At 69.6% G+C, this 19,539-nt stretch carries 15 protein-coding genes; 6 read left to right on the forward strand and 9 right to left on the reverse strand.

The features are described 5' to 3' along the window. Positions 1–2: 2 nt before the first annotated feature. From DSM104443_RS14775 to DSM104443_RS14785, 3 genes are all read right to left on the reverse strand, one after another. Entirely contained in the window at positions 3–875 is an 873-nt protein-coding gene (locus tag DSM104443_RS14775; protein WP_171093521.1) for an alpha/beta hydrolase, read from the reverse strand. A gap of 103 nt (positions 876–978) precedes the next feature. Continuing rightward, positions 979–1,623, reverse strand: coding sequence for a TetR/AcrR family transcriptional regulator (locus DSM104443_RS14780; protein ID WP_246232275.1), 645 nt, complete (start codon positions 1,621–1,623; stop codon positions 979–981). 31 nt (positions 1,624–1,654) lie between these two features. Next, positions 1,655–2,254: a CoA pyrophosphatase gene (locus tag DSM104443_RS14785; protein ID WP_246232280.1), complete on the reverse strand. Its 600-nt coding sequence runs from the start codon at positions 2,252–2,254 to the stop codon at positions 1,655–1,657. A gap of 25 nt (positions 2,255–2,279) precedes the next feature. Here DSM104443_RS14785 and maiA point away from each other — a divergent pair, with 25 nt between their 5' ends. From maiA to DSM104443_RS14810, 5 genes are all read left to right on the forward strand, one after another. Then, positions 2,280–2,915: a maleylacetoacetate isomerase gene (gene maiA, locus DSM104443_RS14790; RefSeq protein ID WP_171093526.1), complete on the forward strand. Its 636-nt coding sequence runs from the start codon at positions 2,280–2,282 to the stop codon at positions 2,913–2,915. A gap of 166 nt (positions 2,916–3,081) precedes the next feature. After that, positions 3,082–3,687: an RNA polymerase sigma factor gene (locus DSM104443_RS14795; protein WP_171093528.1), complete on the forward strand. Its 606-nt coding sequence runs from the start codon at positions 3,082–3,084 to the stop codon at positions 3,685–3,687. A 2-nt stretch (positions 3,688–3,689) separates the two neighbouring features. Continuing rightward, a complete protein-coding gene (locus DSM104443_RS14800; RefSeq protein ID WP_171093530.1) occupies positions 3,690–4,187 on the forward strand; it encodes a hypothetical protein in 498 nt (165 codons plus the stop codon). A gap of 21 nt (positions 4,188–4,208) precedes the next feature. After that, positions 4,209–5,552, forward strand: a complete 1,344-nt coding sequence (locus DSM104443_RS14805) for a hypothetical protein (protein WP_171093532.1) — start codon at positions 4,209–4,211, stop codon at positions 5,550–5,552. A 49-nt stretch (positions 5,553–5,601) separates the two neighbouring features. Beyond that, on the forward strand, positions 5,602–5,727 hold the full coding sequence (locus tag DSM104443_RS14810) for a 30S ribosomal protein THX (protein ID WP_171093533.1): 126 nt from the start codon (positions 5,602–5,604) through the stop codon (positions 5,725–5,727). On the opposite strand, the gene DSM104443_RS14815 is transcribed toward DSM104443_RS14810, so the two are convergent. The 6 genes from DSM104443_RS14815 to DSM104443_RS14840 form a co-directional block, all read right to left on the reverse strand. Next, complete coding sequence (locus tag DSM104443_RS14815; RefSeq protein ID WP_171093535.1) at positions 5,728–6,297, reverse strand: DUF924 family protein; 570 nt, start codon at positions 6,295–6,297, stop codon at positions 5,728–5,730. It abuts the gene before it with no gap. A gap of 40 nt (positions 6,298–6,337) precedes the next feature. Further along, a complete protein-coding gene (gene dmeF, locus DSM104443_RS14820) occupies positions 6,338–7,300 on the reverse strand; it encodes a CDF family Co(II)/Ni(II) efflux transporter DmeF (RefSeq protein WP_171093537.1) in 963 nt (320 codons plus the stop codon). 7 nt (positions 7,301–7,307) lie between these two features. Continuing rightward, the gene (locus DSM104443_RS14825) at positions 7,308–9,626 is read right to left on the reverse strand and encodes a heavy metal translocating P-type ATPase (protein ID WP_171093539.1); all 2,319 of its coding nucleotides are present in this window, start codon (positions 9,624–9,626) and stop codon (positions 7,308–7,310) included. Between the two features lie 60 nt (positions 9,627–9,686). Next, positions 9,687–12,059, reverse strand: coding sequence for a prolyl oligopeptidase family serine peptidase (locus tag DSM104443_RS14830; protein ID WP_171093542.1), 2,373 nt, complete (start codon positions 12,057–12,059; stop codon positions 9,687–9,689). A 2-nt stretch (positions 12,060–12,061) separates the two neighbouring features. After that, entirely contained in the window at positions 12,062–13,750 is a 1,689-nt protein-coding gene (locus tag DSM104443_RS14835; RefSeq protein ID WP_212756701.1) for an ABC transporter transmembrane domain-containing protein, read from the reverse strand. A gap of 64 nt (positions 13,751–13,814) precedes the next feature. Beyond that, entirely contained in the window at positions 13,815–17,021 is a 3,207-nt protein-coding gene (locus DSM104443_RS14840) for an AsmA-like C-terminal region-containing protein (RefSeq protein WP_171093543.1), read from the reverse strand. Positions 17,022–17,179: 158 nt separating this feature from the next. On the opposite strand from DSM104443_RS14840, the gene DSM104443_RS14845 reads away from it, so the two are divergent. After that, complete coding sequence (locus DSM104443_RS14845; RefSeq protein WP_171093545.1) at positions 17,180–19,084, forward strand: DUF6600 domain-containing protein; 1,905 nt, start codon at positions 17,180–17,182, stop codon at positions 19,082–19,084. The last annotated feature ends 455 nt before the right edge of the window (positions 19,085–19,539 follow it).

The raw sequence follows: 19,539 nt of genomic DNA on the forward strand, positions 1-19,539 counted from the left end.
TCCTAGAGCAGGGGCGCGGGCGCGGCGAACGCGAAGCCTTCGCGCGGCCCGGGGGGCGGAGCGAAGCGGACTTCGTCGCGCAGGAAATCGAGGGTGTCGGCGACGACCGTGTCGCTGCGCAGGATCGCGCGGTGTCCGAGGCCGGTGGTCGCAACGAAACGTGCACCCTTCCACGCGCGAGCGACGGCGAGGCCGCTGGCGTACGGAACGTCCTTGTCGGCGGTGTCGTGGATCACGAGCGCCGGTGCATCGATACCTTGCAGTGCGCCCGGGAGCTCGAATTCGCTCCACGCCATCCCCAGGCGGCGTTCGATGCGCGACTGCATCTCTCGCCGCAGCCGCTCGGGCAGGCCCAGCATCCGCGCGAAGTGCCCGGAGTAGCGAATGATCGAGCTGGGCGGCGCGAGCAGCACGACGCGGGGCTTCACGTTCGCGCCGCGCAGCCACGCTCCGAGCGCGGCCGCACCCAGCGAGTGGCCGATGGCGCCGGCGACCGTGACGCCGCGCGCCTCGAGGTCGCGCGCGACCGCATCCACGCCGCGCACGAAATGCACGAGCGATGCTTCGTGCCCTTCGCTGTGGCCATGCGCCACGTGGTCGAACGCGATGACCTGGTAGCCCGCTTCGAGCAGCCGCGGGACGGAGGCGCGGAACTGCGCACCGCGTCCGCCCCATCCATGCGAGAGAAGGACGGCGGGGCGCGCCTCGTGGCCGAAGCGCCAGGCGGCGAGCGTTCCGTACGGGGAGGCCACGGCGTAGCGCACGCCGATGGAGAGCAGCTCCCGCTCGCGCGCCGTGTGGCTGAAGCGCGGCGGGGTGAGGAAGAGCCGGGTCGCCTTGTCGAGCGCCGCGGCCGGCGCGAGGGCGGAAGACACGCTCAGCTGGGCCCGCGTCCACGCCAGTGACAAAGCGTTACGAACGTTCGTGCTATTCGGGAGCGAGAGGGAAGGATGCATGTTCAGGGACTCCTGGAGGGGGCTAGCGGCGGACGGCCGCGAGCGAGGCGGAAGACTGCGGCCGGGCCGAATCGACCAGGCGCTGGAACGCGGTGAGCGCCCGCTGGCGGGCCGGGTCGTGGCCGATCAGGAGCTCGCAGCGGTAGTACGAGAGGACGATGCCGACCATCTCGAAGGCGATCTGGCTCGTGTCCGTGCCGGGGGCCAGCTCGCCCGCGTCCACGGCCATGTGCGCCGCCTTGGCGAGCTCGCGCTCGAGCAGGCGCTGGCGCTCCATCACGGCATCGCGCATCGGGCCCGGCTGGTGGTTGTACTCCTCGGAGGCCGAGTTGAGCGGGCAACCCTTCAGCGAGGCGCGGCCGGGCCAATCCACCCAGCCTTCGAACAGGGCCTGGAGGCGCTTCAGCCCCCGCGGCACCTTCAGGGCTGGGAGGAACACGGATTCGGTGAAGCGCCGGGCGGCTTCGTCCAGCGTGGCGATCTGCAGGTCCAGCTTGGAGCCGAAGTGGGCGAAGAGGCCGCTCTTCGACAGCCCCGTCTTTTCCGCGAGCGATCCGATGGTGAGCGCTTCGAAACCGCTCTCGGACGCCATCTGGACGGCGGCCTCGAGGATCTGGGCCCGGGTGGACTCACCCTTGGTGTTCTGGCGCATGGCGAGAGCGTTCATGGCGCTAAAATAGTACGATCGTTCGTTCTTGTCAAGCCCGGTCCAGGACCCGCTGGAAGGTGACCAGCATCCCGGCCGTGGCGCCCCAGATGAAGCGGGAGCCGAAGGGCATGGCCCAGTAGTGGCGGAGCCGCCCCTTGTAGTAGGCGTTCTCGTGGCGGTGGTTCCTGGGGTCGAGGAGGAAGGCCAGCGGGACCTCGAAGAGATCCGCCACTTCGGAGGGATCGGGGGTGAAGGCCACCGGCGGCTCGATCCAGCCCACGACCGGCGTCACGTGGAAGCCCGTGGACGTGCGGTACTCGGGGAGGCGGCCGAGGATGTCGACCCGCTCGGGGTCGAGGCCTACTTCCTCCCTCGATTCGCGGAGCGCCGTGGCCTCGAGGGATTCGTCGCCCTCCTCCACGCGGCCGCCGGGAAAGCTGATCTGGCCCGCGTGGGCGGGCAGGCTCGAGGTGCGCTGCGTGAAGACGACGGTGGCGCCGGCCGCGTGGTTCACGACCAGCACCAGCACGGCCGCGGGGCGGAGCAAGGCGCGCGCGTTGTCGCGCTGCTTCTCGATGTCGTCGGCGGTGAGGAGGTCTTCGAGCGGGGGCAGGTGCGCGAGCCGGCGCCGGATTTCTTCGCGGTCCACGGGCCAAGTATAAGATGCCGCGACCATGATCCTCCACGACTACTTCCGCTCCTCGGCCGCGTTTCGCGTCCGCATCGCGCTGAACCTGAAGGGCCTCCCGGCCGAGCGCCGCTTCGTCCACCTTCGCAAGGGCGAGCAGCGCTCGCCGGAATACCTGGCGCTCAATCCGCAGGGGCTGGTCCCGATGCTCACCGTCGGGGGCGAGAGCATCACGCAATCGCTCGCGATCATCGAGTACCTGGACGAGACGCACCCCGAGCCGCCGCTGCTTCCCGCCTCGCCCGCCGATCGCGCGTTCGTGCGCTCGATCGCGCTCGCCATCGCGTGCGACATCCATCCCGTGGACAACCTGCGCGTGTTGCTGCACTTGCGCGATGCGTTCGGCGCCACGCAGGAGGCGCGCGACGAGTGGTTCCGCCACTGGATCCGCGAGGGCTTCGGCGCCATCGAATCGCAGCTCGCGGCGCGGGCCTCCGGCCGCTACTGCCTCGGCGACTCGCCCACGCTCGCCGACATCTGCCTCGTGCCCCAGGCCTTCAATGCGCTCCGCCTCGAAAAGGATCTCTCCGCGTGGCCGCGCATCGCCGCCGTCCACGCCGCGTGCCTCGAGCATCCCGCCTTCGCCGCCGCCGTCCCCGCCGCCCAGCCCGACGCCGAATGAGGGAGGGGGTCACGGGTGGCGAGGGGGTTGGCGATACCTTCTGGAACCAGCCGGTGTCCAGACATCGTATCGCCAACCCCCTCGCCACCCGTGACCCCATCGTTCATTGGTGGGAACTTATGGACGGCCGGGACGCAATATCGGGTGAGAGGATGCACCGAGACCCATGCCCCCCTGGAACATGCAACCCGAGCTGAGCCTGCTGGCGAAAATGAAGCAGGGCGACGAGCAAGCCTTCGTCGCCTTGTATCGCAAGCACAAGGATGCGGTGTACCGCTTCGCCCTGCTGTGCACGGGATCGCCGCACAGTGCTGCCGAGGTGACGCAGGAAACCTTCATCCACTTCATGACGCGCACGGATCAATTCGACCCGACGCGCGGCTCGATCGGGGCGTGGCTCTGCGGCGTGGCGCGCAACCTCGCGCGGAAGGAGTTCGCGAGCCGCGAAGATGCGACCGACCCCGCGGATCTCGCCGACGACGCCTCGCTGCCCGAAGCGCACATCGACCGCGAGACGCCGCTCGACCGCGTGCTGAAGGGCGAGATCGCTGAAGAGGTGCGGCGAGCCGTGGCGAAGATCGCGCCGCACTACCGGGACGTGCTCATCCTCTGCGAGCTGTCCGACCTGAGTTACGCCGAGGCCGCGCAGGTGTGCGGCATCGACATCGGCACCGTGCGGTCGCGCCTTTCCCGGGCGCGGGCGCAGCTGGCCGAACGCCTGGCGCGCCGCGGAATCCTCGCGGCACCCCCGCGTGCCAAAGAGGTGTCCTGACCATGAACACGAACATGAACGAACCGACGACCAACCCGCTGCACGACGCGTACCTCACCTCGCGGTTGGACGAGCTGAAGGGCGAGCTCTCGCGCATGAAGGCGCCCGACGCGCTCGAAGCCGCGCTCACCGCGGAATTCCGCAGGCGCCACGCGAAGGCCCGCCGTCCCGCGCTGTGGTGGATGCCGCCCCTCGCCCTCGCCGCCACCGTGGCGCTGGTGAGCTGGATGGTCCACGCGCCCATCGTCCTCCAGCAACCCACGCCCGCGATCGACGATCTCGTCGCCGGCGAATCCGATCCCGGCCCGTTCCTGGCGCTGCGGCCGCTGGAGCGCATCGCGCTCGAGCCCGGCGCCACCGTGGTCGCCACCGAATTTCCGCGCGCGCTCTTGGCCGACTGGGGCTTGCCCGTCTCTCCCGAGCGGGCATCCGAGCCGGTGCGCGCGGAAATGCTTTATTCGGCGCAGGGCGAACCGCTCGCCGTGCGCCTGCTCGACTAGACCGACAGGACAAAACAGACCATGACCTTCCGCACGCACGCGATCGCCGCCGCCCTCGCGGCCACCTTCTCCGCCACCGCCGTGTACGCCGGCGACAACCACGCGCCCGCGGCGCCGACCTTCCAATGGAACGGCGGCGACCTGCTGGTGCTGAACGACCAGGCCGACGCCTGGCGCAAATGGGCCGAGGACTTCTCCAACGAGATGCGCACGTCGATGGGGACGATGTTCTCCAGCCGCGTCGGCTCCTCCCGCGTCGTGAAGAACGCGCCCTACAGCGCGGAGGTCGTCACCGAGAACAACCAGGCGCTCTCCGACGGCAACGTGATCACCAAGAGGACCTCGAGCCGCGTCTACCGCGACGCCCAGGGCCGAACGCGCGAGGAAGTGGGCGGCGACGGCAAGACACCCGCGATCTACATCAACGATCCGGTGACGAGCCAGCGCATCATCCTGTCGCCCGGCTCCAAGCGCGCCGTCGTCACGCCCCGCAGCTTCGGCCACTCGTACAGCTACGACTCGAAGAACAAGCAGGTCATGAGCATGAACGGCACCGAGATCCGCATCGAGGACGGCAAGGTCTTCGTCGACGGCAAGGAGGTGAGCGGCAAGATCGAGATCAACGCGGGCGGCAAGGCCGTGAAGGTCGATGGCATCAAGGTGACGGTCGACGGCAAGGATGTCTTCGACGTCCCCAAGATCACGGTGCGCAAGGTGACCACGGCGGAAACGGGCGACGGCCCGAACCGCGAGGAAGTGCGCGTGCAGATCGTCCGGAACGGCGACAGCGAGGAGATCTATCTCGCGCCACCCGCGCCTCCGCGGCCGCCTGCGGCTCCGATGCCCGGCGTGGCACCCCTCGCTCCCCTGGCCCCGGTCCCGCCGCTGCCCGGAGCCTCCGTGATGCGCTTCGACAGCGTGGGCAAGCTCGGCAAGGGCGTGACCACCGACCTGGGCTCCAAGGACATCGAGGGCGTGCGCTCCGAGGGCCGCAAGACCGTGTGGACCATTCCCGCGGGCGAGATCGGCAACAAAGCGCCGATCAACGTCGTCTCCGAGACCTGGTATGCGCCGGACCTGCAGGTGACGATGTACTCGCGCTACGCCGATCCGCGCCAGGGCGAGTCGATCTATCGCCTGGCCGGCGTGAAGCGCTCCGAGCCTTCCGCCGACCTCTTCAGCGTGCCCGAGGGCTACGAGAAGATGTCGAAGGACGCGGAACGCGCGAAGGCCCAGGCCGACCGCGACAAGGAACGCGCCGAGCGCGACCGCCAGCGCGCGCTGAAGCAGCTGGAGCGCGACCAGCAGCGCCTGGACCAGGAGCGCGAGCGCCTGCAGCGCGAACGCGAAAGACTCAAGGGATAGGGCCTTACGAGCCTATAATCGGGGTGGATCCTATGAAGGAGTCATACCGATGGGCAAAGGCGACAAACGCAGCTTCAAGGGCAAGGTTTTCAAGGGCAGCTACGGCAACACCCGCAAGCGCAAGAACAACAAGGCGATGAACATCGCCGCGCGGGCGAAGGAAGCGAAGAAGTAGTCAGAAACCCGAGCCCGGCGTGAGGATGAAGGTTTCCTCCTCCGGGGTCGAGGTCCTTCCCAGCGCCGCGTTGCGATGCGGGAAGCGGCCGAAGCGCCGGATCACCACCCGATGCTTCTCGGCCCACTCCGCGATGCCCTCCATGCCCGGGCTCGCCTGCAGCTCCTCGAAAAGCGCCACCGCCCGGTCCTGCCGTGCGAGATCTTCCGCGTGCTCGAGCGGGAGGTAGACGAACTGGCGCTCGATGGGCTGCAGCGCGCGATGCCATCCCCGCTCCAGCACCTTCTCCGCGACGCGTAGCGCCCGTGCGTCCTGTGCGAACGCGCGCGGGTCGTTGCGGAACAGGTTGCGCGAGAACTGGTCCAGCACGATGAGCAGCGCCAGCGCGCTCCGCGGCTCGTCCTCCCACGATGCAAGGCCGCCGGCCGAGGCCCCGGCATGCAGCGCGCCGAAGCGCTTGCGGATCTGCTGGTCGAACGCCGCATCCTTCCGGAACCACTCGGCGCGGCTCTTCCCGCTCTCCCCGAACCAGAACGAGAGGACATCCGAATGAATGGGGTCAGGCTGCATGGGCGCTAATTCCCTCTCGCTGAATGGGGCCTGACCCCATTCATTTTCCGCAGCAGGACTTGGCGGGACATGCGTTGACCTCGATGGTGGCGTGCGCGATGGTGGGCAGCGCTTCCAGGCGGGCGCGATAGACGTCGGGGGCGAGCGGCGCATCGGCCACCACGCAGGCGATGCAGGCGTAGCGGTCGCGCCCGACGCGCCAGACGTGGAGATCCGCGACTTGAGCATCACCATCGCTTTCGAGGGCCGAGCGCACCTGGCCCACGAGCGGGGAATCCATCTCGCGATCGAGGAGCACGCGCGCCGAGTCGCGCATCAGGCCCCAGGCCCACACGGCGATCACCGCCGCGCCCACGAGGCCCATCGCGGGATCGAGCCACGACCACCCCAGGAACAGGCCCGCGGTCAGCGCGACGATCGCGAGGACCGACGTGAAGGCGTCGGTGAGCACGTGCACGTAGGCGGCGCGCAGGTTGAGGTCGTGCGCATGCCCATGATCGTGCCTGTGATCGTGATCGTGGCCCGCATGGGAATGCCCGCCCGCGCCCTCGAGGATGAAGGCGCACACCAGGTTCACCACGAGCCCCACGACGGCGACGATGAGCGCGATCTTGAAGTCGATGGGCTCCGGCCGCGCGAGGCGCACCAGGGACTCCACCGCGACCGCCACCCCGACCAGGCCCAGCACGATGGCGCTCGCGAAGGCGCCCAGCACCTCCACCTTCCACGTCCCGAACGCGAAGCGGGAGTCCGTGGCCCAGCGGCGCGCGTAGCGATAGGCGAACACCGCGATGGCGAGCGCCGCGACGTGCGTGCCCATGTGCCAGCCGTCGGCGAGCAGTGCCATCGAGCCCGACCACCAGCCAACCGCGATCTCCACGACCATCGTGAGCGCGGTGACCGCGATCACGATCTGCGTGCGTACTTCCCCCGCGCGGTTTCCCGCGTCGAACACGTGCGAATGCTGGCGGCCGGAGAGATCGTGGGCGGGCGATGCGGGCATGGCGGTCCTAGGCCTTCCTCAGTCGAAGCGCGTTCGCGACGACGGACACCGAGCTGAAGCTCATGGCGAGCGCGGCGACCATCGGCGAGAGCAGCAGGCCGAACACGGGATAGAGTACCCCCGCCGCGATCGGCACGCCGAGCGCGTTGTAGCCCAGGGCCCACGCGAGGTTCTGCTTCATGTTCGCCACGGTCGCTTCCGAGAGCGCGCGCGCCCGCGCGATGCCGCGAAGGTCGCCCTTCACCAGCGTGACCTTGCCGCTCGCCATCGCGATGTCGGTGCCGGTGCCCATGGCGATGCCGACGTCCGCGCGTGCGAGCGCCGGTGCGTCGTTGATCCCGTCGCCCGCCATCGCCACGCGCCGTCCTTCCTTCTGCAGCTTCGCCACCAGCGCGGCCTTCGATTCCGGTGTCTGGTCGCCGTGGACTTCGTCGATGCCGAGCGTCTTCGCGACCGCATGCGCGGTGGTCGCTCCATCGCCCGTGGCCATGACGATGCGAAGGCCGGCGCGATGCAGCTCGGCGATCGCATCCGCCGTGCTCTCCTTGATCGGATCCGCCACCGCGACCAGCCCCGCGAGCGCGCCGTCGAGCGTGACGAAGAACACCGAGGCGCCCTCGCCCCGCAGCGATTCGGCTCGGGCGTCGAGCTCCGGGAGGAATGCGAAAGCGGTTCGTACAAACGCGGCCGATCCCACCGCGACGGAGCGTCCTTCGACGCGGCCTTGCACGCCCTGGCCGGTGACGGACGAGAACGATTCGGCGAACCCGGGCTCGAGACCGCGCCGCCGTGCCTCGGCCACGAGTGCTTCGGCCAGCGGGTGCTCGCTCGCGAGCTCCAATGTAGCGGCGATGCGCAGCACCTCGTCGGCGGCGAATCCGTTGGCCGTCTCGATGGCGCGAAATGCGGGCTTGCCGACCGTGAGGGTGCCGGTCTTGTCGATCACGAGCGTGTCCACGCCGCGCAGCCGCTCGATCGCCTCGGCGTCGCGGAACAGCACGCCGCTCGCCGCACCGCGGCCCATCGCGACCATGATCGACATCGGCGTGGCGAGCCCCAGCGCGCACGGACACGCGATGATCAGCACCGACACGGCGGCCACCACGGCATGCGCCCAGCGCGGCTCCGGCCCGACGGTGGCCCACGCCACAAAGCTCGCGACGGCGATCGCGAATACGACCAGCACGAACCACCCGGCCACCGCGTCGGCCATGCGCTGCATCGGGGCGCGCGAGCGCTGCGCCTCGGCCACGCTCTTCACGATGCGTGCCAGCACCGTCTCGCTTCCGACGCGCTCGGCCTGCATGACGAACGCCCCGGTGCCGTTCTGCGTGGCGCCGATCACCTTGGAGCCCTCGGCCTTCTCCACCGGCACGGGCTCGCCGGTCACCATCGACTCGTCCACGTTCGAGCGGCCCTCGACCACGATGCCGTCGACCGGGACCTTCTCGCCCGGGCGCACGCGCAGCTTGTCGCCGACGTGCACGTGCGAGAGCTCGATGTCCGCTTCGGTCCCGTCGCGGTTCAGGCGGCGTGCGGTCTTCGGCGCCAGGCCCAGCAGCTTCTTCAGCGCCTCGGCCGTGCGGCCGCGCGCGCCCAGCTCGAGGAGCTGGCCCATCAGCGTGAGCGACACGATGACCGCCGCCGCCTCGAAGTACACGGCCACCTGGCCGTGCTCCTTGAAGCTCTCCGGAAACACTCCGGGGGCGACCGTCGCGACGACGCTGTACGCATAGGCGGCAACCACGCCCAGGCCGATGAGCGTCCACATGTTCAGGTTCCAGGTGACCACCGAAGCGACGGCGCGCTCGAGGAAAGGCCACGCGCCCCAAAGCACCACGGGGGTCGTCAGCACGAGCTGCGTCCAGTTCGGCGACAACCCCGGCATGCCCGCGAACACCGGGCCGCCGAACATCGCGAGCATGAAGACGGCCGCGGAGAACGGCAGCGTCACGAGGAAGCGCCGGCGGAAGTCCACCAGCTCCGGATCTTCACCCGTGTCGAGCGAGGGCATCTCCGGCTCGAGGGCCATGCCGCACTTCGGGCACGTGCCGGGCCCCTGCTGGCGGATCTCCGGATGCATCGGGCACGTGTACGTGGCGGCGGCCTCCGCGGCCGTCGGCGGCGCGGCGGGCACGTCGTGCTTGTGGAGATACTTCGCCGGATCCGCGGAGAACTTCTCCACGCACTTCGGGCAGCAGAAGTAGTAGTCCGTGCCCTCGTGGAACACGTGGCGCTGCGGATTCGCGGCCACCTTCATGCCGCACACCGGATCGATGTGGGGCTTGTCGGGCGGCGGCGCGGCCGCGATCGGAATCGTCTTCATTGGGCGGAGGCCATCTTCCCTACATGCGGACCCGATGCCACTTCCTCAAGCGAGCAACCGCTACTTCACCTCGGGCGCGGGCGGCGTTCCGGGCGCGGGCACGGGCGCCGGCGCGGGAGCCAGCGTGGTCGAAGGAGCCAGGGTGGGCGAAGGAGTCCCGCCGGCCGGAGCCGGCACGGGAACGATCACGGGCGCGGGGGCCAGCGGCGTGGCCTGCGGCGGCTGGAACTCGGGCACGCCGAACTGCCACAGGAGGAAGGCGTAGACATCGGCGACTTCCTGCTCGCGCAGGCGCCGGCTGGTGCCCGGCCCGTGGCCGGCGTCGAAATCGACGCGCAGCAGCACGGGCTTGCCGTTCGGGTTCGCCGCCTGCAGGCGCGCGGCCATCTTGCCCGCATGCCACGGATCGATGCGCGCGTCGTTCATGCCGGCCGAGAACAGCACGGCGGGATAGGCGGTGCCATCCTTCACCTGGTGGTACGGCGAGATCTCCCGCAGCGCCTCGAAGCCCGCCTTGGTGGTGATGGTGCCGAACTCGGGAATGTCGGTGCGGCCCGCGGGCGAGACGTCGAAGCGCAGCATGTCCATCATCGGCACGCGCGGCACCACGGCCGCGAAGAGCTCCGGCCGGCGCACGAGCGCGCCGCCGACGGGAATGCCGCCCGCGCCCGAGCCCTCGATCGCGAGCTTGCGTGCGCTGGTGAATCCGTAGCGCGTGACGAATTCCGCCACGGCCACGAGGTCCTGCACCGTGTTGCGCTTGGCCGTGAGGCGCCCCGCGCGATGCCAGCCCTCGCCATACTCGCCGCCGCCGCGCACGTGCGCCACGGCAAGGACGCCGCCGCGCTCGAGCCACGCGAGGCGCGCCGGGTCGTACATCGGGATCACCTGCGTGCCGTAGCTGCCGTAGGCCGAGAGGATGAGCGGGTTCTCGCCGTTCAGCGTCGTGGTCTTCAGGTACACCAGCGTGACCGGGATCTTGGTGCCGTCGGCCGCCGTCGCGTACAGGCGCACCTCGTCCATCGCGTCGAAGTCGGCGACCGGCTTGGGCTGCAGCTTGGTGTCGAGAAGATCGCCGCTCTTCGCGTCGACGTGCACCACCGCGGGCGGCTCGATCCAGCCCTGCAGCTTCAGCAGGGCGCCGGGCTGGCGCGGGCTCGCGATGATCTGCGCGATGTGCGTGTCGAACGGCGTCTTCACGAACTCGGGCTTCTTCAGACCCAGGAAGCCGACGGGCAGCTTCTCGAGGCGGTCCACGCCGCCCACGTTGCTGCGGATGTAGAGCGCGTCCTGCGCCATCGCCATGCCCTGGATCACGGCATCGCCCTCGGGCACTGCCACCTTCGCCTTCGCGACCGAGCTCCCGGCGGAGGCGGGAATGCGCAGGACCTTGTGGTTATCCGCCTTGTGGTGCGAGAGCAGCAGCAGCTCGTCCTTCCACGGCTCGACGGCGATCACGTCGTCCTCGAAGCCGACGATCTTGCGCCAGCGCGGCGTTCCGGCCTCGAGCTCCTTCAGCTCCGTCGCGTGCACCGCGAGCTCACGGCGCGCGCCCTCTCGCACGACGGCATACGCGTAGTGCGAGTCGATCGGCACGATGATGCTGGGGAACGACACCTCGGGCACGTCGCGCGCGCCGCCCACACCGGGCGCGAAGACGATTTCATCGCGCGCAGCGTCGCGGCCGAGGAGGTGGCGATAGATGCGGATGTTCGCGTAGCGCTTGCTTCGCTCCGGGCCATCGGCGAGGCGCGCATAGAAGAACGAGCGGCCGTCGGGCGACCAGGCGAGGCGGCTGTTGAAGCGCGCGCGGTCGATGGTCACGGGAAGGTCCTTGCCCGTGGCCACGTCGAACACGCGCAGCACCGAGGCCTCCGTGCCCGACGTGGACGTGCCGAACGCGACGTGGCGGCCGTCCGGCGAAGGGACGAACCAGTCGATGGCGCCCTTTCGCGGACCGTCGGAGAAGCGGTCCGGATCGACGAGCTTCTTCTCGGCGCCCGCGAAGCCGTCGCGCATGAAGAGCGTGGGACCGGCGAGGCCGGGGGCGAGCTTGAGGTAGAACACGCGCGAGCCGCTCACCGCGACGGTGAGCACCGTGACCTGGAACTCCGAGAGGCTGCGGATGCGCTCCAGCAGCCGCTCGCGGCCCGGGATGCGGTCGAGTTGCGAGCGCGCGTAGTCCGCCTCGGCGCGGAAGAAGGCCTGCGTCTCCGGGCTTTCGAGATCCTCGATCCAGCGGTAGGAGTCCACGACATCGACGCCGTGAATCGTCTCGTGCACGTCGATCGCGCGCACCGGCGGATACGGCGAAGGCGGTGCAAGCGGTGCAGGCGATGCCAGCGGCGCGGGGGATGCAGGCGGTGCGGCGGGCTGCTGCGCCCCGGCGATGCCGGCGAGAACGACGAAGAAAAGCGGTGCGAGTCTGAGCATGGTCACGAGGTGGGCGCGTTGAACTGCAGCGCGGCCAGGCGCGCGTAGAGGCCATTCTCCGCCACCAGCGAGGCATGCGTGCCGGTGGCGATGACGTGGCCGTGGTCCATCACCACGATGCGGTCGGCGGACTGCACCGTCGCGAGGCGGTGGGCGATGATCAGGGTGGTGCGGTTCTGCATCAGGCGCTCGAGGGCGAGCTGCACGCTCTTCTCGCTCTCCGCATCGAGGGCGCTCGTGGCTTCGTCCAGCAGCAGGACGGCGCGGTCGGCGAGGATGGCGCGCGCGATCGCGACCCGCTGGCGCTGGCCGCCGGAGAGCTTGACGCCTCGCTCGCCGAGATCGGTCTCCAGCCCCTGGGGCAGGCGCTGGGAGAACTCGAGCGCATACGCCGCCTCGAGCGCGGAGCGCACTTGCTCATCCGTGGCTTCGGGACGGCCATAGCGCACGTTCTCCCTCACGTTCGCGGCGAAGATCACCGGCTCCTGGGAAACGATCGCGATGCGGCGGCGGAGCTCCCGCGGATCGGCATCGCGGGCATCCACGCCATCCAGCGTGACGCGGCCCGTCGACGGATCGTAGAAGCGCAGCAGGAGCTGGAAGACCGTGGTCTTGCCCGCGCCCGAGGGACCGACCAGCGCCACGACCTCGCCCGGCTCGACGGTGAGCGTGAGGTTGTCCAGCGCCGCGACCGTGGGCCGCGACGGATAGTGGAAGGTGACGCCCTCGAAGGCGACGCGGCCGTGCGGCGGCTCGGGCAGCACGACGGGATTCGCAGGCGCCTTGATGTCGGATTGCGTGGCGAGGAGCTCCAGCAACCGTTCCGATGCGCCTGCCGCCCGCTGGATTTCGCCGTACACCTCCGCAACAACGAACATCCCGTTGGCTGCGATGACCGCATAGAAAATAAAGGCCGTAAGCTCGCCGGCCGTGAGGCGCGCCGCGAAGACGTCGTGGGCGCCGACCCACAGCAGAATGCCCACGGCGCCGAACGCCAGCACGATGACCGTGGCGATGAGCAGCGCGAGATAGCCCGCGCGCGTGGCCGTGGCCTCGAACACCGCTTCGACGCGCTCGCCGAACGTGTGCGCCTCGGGCACCTCGTGGGCGTAGGCCTGGACGGTGCGGATCTCGTGGATGGTCTCGTCCACGTGGCTGGTCACGTCGGCCACGCGGTCCTGCACCGCGCGCGAGAGGTGCCGCACGCGGAAGCCCAGCAAGCCGATGGGCAGCAGCACGACCGGTGTCGACGCGAGCGCGATCAGGGCGAGCTTCGGGCTCGTCACCACGAGCATCACGGCACAGCCCATCATCGTGACCGCCATGCGCATCGCGTAGAGGAACGTGCCGCCCATCACCGCCTCGACGAGTGTCACGTCGTTGGTGACGCGTGAAGCGACTTCGCCGGTGCGCGTTTCCTCGTAGAAGCGCGGCGAGAGGTTCACGAGGTGCTCGTAGATCTTGCGGCGCAGATCCGCGGTGAAGCGCGCGCCGATCCAGTAGACGTTGTAGACGCGCACCCAGGTGACGGCGCCCAGCACCGCGACCATGATGCCGAGCGCGGTGAGCGTCGTGTCGAGCACGGCTTCGTTGGCGCTCGCGAAGCCGGCGTCGATGACGCGCTTCAGGCTTTCGCCGATCACGAGCACCATCGCGGCCGAGACGAGGATGGCCACGATGGCCACCGCCATGCGCCGCTTGTACGGCGCGAGGAGCCTGAAGAGCGGGAGGAGGCGGCGGGCGCCGCCCTTGGCCTTAACCGCCGCGCCGGATGCTGGGCTTGGCAACGGTGCCGCTGACGGTGAACGAGCCGCGATCCTGCGCCACCTGGGAGCGGATCTCGAGGAGGAGGCGTCCCGACAGCGCGCTGTTCTGGCCGATGTCCATCGCGCCGCTGCCGCGCAGGACTCCGCCCTGGAGCACGATGTTGCGGAACGACGTGCGGTTGTCGCCGCTCGCCACCTCGCCCGTCAGCTCCGCGAACTTGGTCACGCCCGCGCGCTGGCCCGCCGCGTCGGACTGCATCACGGCCACCAGGTCGACGTTGCTGACCGAGCCTTCGGCGAGCCGGAACTTGCCTTGCGCGCGCGGCGCGGAGAGCAGCGTCGCGAGCTCGCCCGATTCGGCCGACACGGTGAAGTTGCCGTCGAGCTTCCCGGTGACGGTGACGTCCTTGGTGATCGGCTTCATCAGCTCGCCGGCCCGGATCTTCGCCACGGAGAGGTCGCTCTCCAGGCGCACGCCCGATCCCCACGTGACCTTGAGCGTGCCGTTCACCTTGCCTTCCATGGAGTCCGCCTCGAACTCGGGGACGATCAGCTCGGATCCCGTGATCTGGCCCTTCAGCTTCACCTCGGAGACGGGGATCGCGGCGCCCAGCGGCAGCTCCCACGAGCGCGCGTAGAAGTCGACGTCCATCACGCCCTTGCCGGCGGGCTTGAAAGTCGCGGTCCACTTGCCGCCGCCCTCGCGCAGCGTCGCGTCGCGCAGGGCGCCGTCACGCGTGAAGCGCATATCCGCGCCGAAGGGCTCGAGGGCCGGCTTCACGTCGAGCTTGAGGCCGCGGATCTTGATCGATTCGATTTCGGCCGCGGCCTGCTTGCCCTCGACCTTCGACCATTCCGCCACGCGCTTCACCGCATCCGCGGAGAGCGAGACGTTGTCCAGCTCCAGCGAGCTGATGCGGATCTGGTCGCTGAAGAAGCCACCCACGTCGAGGTAGATGCGGCCGCTCTGCGCCTTCGCGTCCAGCAGCTTGCCGACGGTGAGTCCTTCGAACTTGAGGTGCGGCGTCGGCACGAGCCAGAACTTGACCGCCGAGATGCGCACGTCGTCGTGCAGCCAGCCCGACATCGCCTTCTCGATCTTGGTGGCGAAGCTGCGCAGCGGGATCACGTGCAGCAGGCCCACGGCGATCACGAGCGATGCCACGAGTGCCACGAAGATGTTCTTGATGAGCCCCTTGCGCTTGCGGGGGCGGCGGCGCTTGGCGGCCGGGGCGTCGGACTCGACGGAATCGGGCTCGACCTTGGTGCGCAGGATGTCGGCGATCTCGCGGGCCTTGCGGGCCTGGTCGGCTCGCATCTTGTCGTCTTCGTCCTGCTCCGCCTTCGCCTTGGCATCCATGTACGCGCGAGCCTGGGCCTTGCCCTCGAGCTCGGCGCGCTTGGTCATGTCGCCTTCGATCTCGGCCTGGACCTTGTTGCGCGTATCGACCTCGATCGTCTCGCGGGCGCGCGACTCGATCTTGGCGCGCATCTCGGCGTGCTCGCGGCCCTTCTTCTCGGCCTCGATCTTGAGGGCGAGCTCCTTCTCGCGGCGCTCGCTCTCCTCCGCCTCGACCATGGCCTTGGCTTCGGCCTCGATCTTGGCGCGGCGGTCGCCTTCGGCCCGCTTGCCGGCTTCGTCCTTCTCGCGCTCGGCGGCTTCCGCGGCGCGGCGCAGGCCATCGGCCTCCATCGCGGCCAAGCGCTTCAGGTGCTCGGCCTTGCGTTCGGCTTCCTCTTTCTCCACCGCGGCCTGGCGGCTGATCTCCTCGGCGCGGCGCTCGGCCTCGTCCTTGGCGATGGCCGCGGCACGGCGCGTGGCCTCGGCGGCCTCGCCGGCCTTGCGGGCGGCCGCGGCATCGGCCGCATGCTTGTCGGCTTCGGCGCGCAGCTTCGCCTCGTTGGCGGCGGCTTCGCGGGTGACTTTTTCCGTGGCTTCGCGCGCGACCTTCTCGGCGGCCTTCAGGCTCGCGCGCTCCTCGACCAGGCGCTCCTCGAGCTCGGCCTGCGCGGCGAGCTTCGCCTCCGCCATGATCTGGGCGGTCATTTCGGCGCGGGCCTTCTCCTCGATCTCGTTGCGGAGGAGCTGTTCCATCTCCGCACGGATGCGCACTTCGATCTCTTCCTTGAGGCGCGCCTTCAGCTCCTTCTCGGCGGCACCGGCTTCGACGGCCTGCTTCTTGGCCGCGGCTTCCGCGTCGGCGCGGGCGCGGGCGAGCGCTTGCGCCTCGGCCTCCGCCTTCTGCCTCGCTTCCGCGAGCGCCTTCGCCTCGGCCTCCGCCTTGGCGCGCATCTCGGCCAGGCGGCGGCTCTCTTCGTCCTGCTTCACCTTCTGGGCGGCGGATTCGGCCGCGGCCCTCGCGGCGACTTCCTTGGCCTTGCGCTCTTCCTCGGCCTGGCGCGCGTGGAGCTCTTCCTGGCGCTTCTCTTCGTCGCGAGCCTTCTGCTCCAGTTCGGCGCGCGCGCGTGCGTTGGCCTCGGCTTCGGCGCGGGCACGCAGCTCGGCGAGGCGCTTGGCCTCCTCCGCTTCCTTGATCTTGCGTTCGGCGGCGTCCTTCGCCTGCTGCGCGGCGAGCGCGGCGGCCTTCGCCACTTCCTGGCGCTGCTGCTCGGCGAGCGCGGCCTGGCGCACGGCTTCCTCGCGCTGCTTGGCCTCGACCTCGGCCTTGGCGCGCTCGGCGGCTTCCTTGGCCTTGCGCGCCTGCTCCATGGCGCGCTGCTCGGCTTCGGCCTTCGCCTTCGCTTCGGCTTCGAGGCGGGCCCGCGTCTCGGCTTCCTGCTTGGCCTTGGCGCGCGCGGCGTCCTGCGCCTGCGACATCTGCTTCTTGGTGTTGTCCCGCGCGTCCTGCTGGCGGGCGAGCTCGCTGATGTCGTTGGCCGCGGCCGCGATCACGCGCTGCGTCTGGCCGGGGAGCTTGCCCGGGGCGGTGAAGTCGAAATCGTCCTCGCCGGCGAACGGGTCCGCTTCTTCCTTGCGGGTCTCGAAGACGCGCGCGAAGCCGTCCTTCTGCAGCGTGGTGAGGGCCTTCTCGAGGACGGGCTTGTCGAGGTCGGCCTTCTCCATGATCTGGCTGAAGTTCGACTTGCCGTCGATCAGCTTCAGGACCTTCATGAGGTCCTTGGAAAGGGACGCGGACTTCTGGTTGACCTGCGTAATGCCCTTCGCGGTCTTCGTGAAAACCGTATTTCGATCCATCCGGATTCCCCGCGGGGTTCTTGTCTCGGTCCCTACCGTGAACCTCCGAATAATGGCATGAATTCAGGCCCTTGGAAAATGTACCTGAAGACCTTTCGCATCCCTGTCGTCCACGAGGGCTCCTGAAGCGTTATAAGGCAAGCTGACAAGGAGAATCCATGCGTAGCGCCGTCGTCTCCCTCTTCCTCGCCGCCGCCCTCGCGGCGCCTGCCCTCCCCGCCTCGGCCCAGGACGCCGAGCCGCCCTCGCGCGTGGGCCGCGTTTCCCTCATCAACGGCACCGTGGCCCTCTATTCGGACCCGGAGCACGGCTGGGAAAAGGCCCTCGTGAATTCCCCGCTCACGTCCGAGAACTCGCTGTGGACCGAGCCGCGCGGCCGCGTGGAAGTGCGCATCGGCTCCACCACGCTGCGGCTGGACGAAACCACGCAGCTCGACGTACGCCGCCTGGGCGAGGAGGAGCTGCGAGCCCACGTCGTGCGCGGCAGCCTCGCCGTCCGCATCCGCCATCTCGAGCGCGGCGAACGCTACCTCGTCACCACGCCCAACGCGCAGTTCGAGCTCGCCGCCGTCGGCCGCTATCGCATCGATGCCGACGAAGACCGCGCCGAGTCGCGCATCACCGTCTTCCAGGGCCGGGCCGAAGTGGAAGCCACGCGCCGGGCGAGCGCCGGCGCGGGCGAATCGATCCTCGTGGCCGACGACGGCTCGCGCTTCGAGTTCGAGCGCACCGCCGCCACGCCGTTCGACGACTGGGCCCTCGCGCGCGACGACAGCCTGGACCGCTCCACCGCCGAGACCACGCGCTACGTCTCGCCCAACATGACCGGCTACGAGGATCTCGGCACCTACGGCTCGTGGTCGCAAGAGCCCGAGTACGGCGCCATCTGGTATCCGTCGCGCGTGGAGGTGGACTACGTCCCGTACCGCGATGGCCGCTGGGTCTACGCTCGCCCCTGGGGCTGGACGTGGGTCGACAACGCTCCGTGGGGCTACGCGCCGTTCCACTACGGACGCTGGGTCTACACGGGCAACCGCTGGGGCTGGTGCCCGGGCCGCTATGTCGCGCGTCCCGTGTGGGCGCCCGCGCTGGTGGGCTGGGTCGGATCGTCCGGCGGCTTCAGCGTCGCCGTCACCAGCGGCCGCGCGCCCGCGATGGGCTGGTATCCGCTCTCGCCGTACGACCGCTATCGCCCCTGGTACACGAACAACGCGACGTACATCAACAACGTGAACGTGATCGTGAACCGCCCGCCGCGCGGCCGCGACGACAACCACTATCGCGACCGCAACCGCGAGCGCGGCTCCACCGTCGTGCTGCGCGAGGACTTCGTGCAGCAGCGCCCGGTCACGCAAGGCATGACGCGCGTCTCCGGCGAAGCGGTGCGCGAGGCAACGCGCGCGCCCGTCGCCGCGAATCCGGTCTCGGTGCTTCCGCCGCGCACTGCGGTGCAACGTCCCGCCAACGTCCCCATCCAGGGCGGCACGTCGGTCGGTGGCCAGGTCGTCGGCGCACCGCCGGTGCCATCGGGTCAGCCGCCTCGCGGCCAACCGCCCGCTCAAGCCGCGCAACCGCCGCGCGGCCAGTCGATCGGCGGCGCTCCGGTCGGCAGCACCAAGCCGGCCTACATCTCGCCCGCGCCCCCCGCACCGGCGCCCGTTCCGCCGTCGCGAGTCGGTGGCGAGCCCGTGCGTGCGCAACCGCCGCAGCAACTGCAGCCTCCGCAACAACTGCAGCCCGCGCAGCAGGCGCAGCCCGTGCAGCCGCAACCGGTGCAACCGCAGCCCGCTCGTCCGCGTCCTGAACAGCAGCCTGCACTCCGCGCGCGTCCGGCGCCGGTGCAGCCGGTGGAAGTGCACGAGGCTCCGCGTCCTGTGCCTCAGCAGGCGCCGCAACAGGCTCAGCCGCCGCAACAGCTCCAGCCGCGCGGTGCTCCTCAGGTCGCTCCGGTCGCGAAGCCGGCTCCTGCCGAGAAGCCGCAGCCTGTTGAAAAGCCGGCGGCGGATGACAAACCTCCGCCCCAGGAAAAGCCGGGGCGTAGTAGTGGTGGGCGGGAGAAGTAGGGCGACCACCGAAGCGCGCGGGTCCGACAGGGTATTGGTAGGTCCTTTTTTGTCGGCGCCGGGACATGGCGGATCGTGGACTACTCGGGATACGGCATTGCGTTGACGTCACTTACGACGGTTGAAGGCGTGGCATTGAGGATTGCTGCATTCGGCCTCGCTCCGACGCGAACGGTACATTCCGCCAGCCCCGTCGCCGAAAAAAAGGACCTACGCAATACCCCGTCGTCCCATGCAGCGGGCTCGTTGCCCGCATCTCGGCGCGCACACCACAATCACGCCGATCAGCACTTCCTCGCATCGAAGAGAGGTGGTGATCGTCGCCGTCGTTCCCTCACATGACGAGGCGGTCATCCCTGGCACGGACAAGCAGAGCCTCGGCGCAAAGAGGAGGACAGGGGGGGCGCGTAGGACTTTTTTCTCGATGGAGGACCGGGGGAATGAACCGTTCGAGT

Origin of the sequence: Usitatibacter rugosus (genome assembly GCF_013003965.1) — a bacterium.
GTDB lineage: Bacteria > Pseudomonadota > Gammaproteobacteria > Burkholderiales > Usitatibacteraceae > Usitatibacter > Usitatibacter rugosus.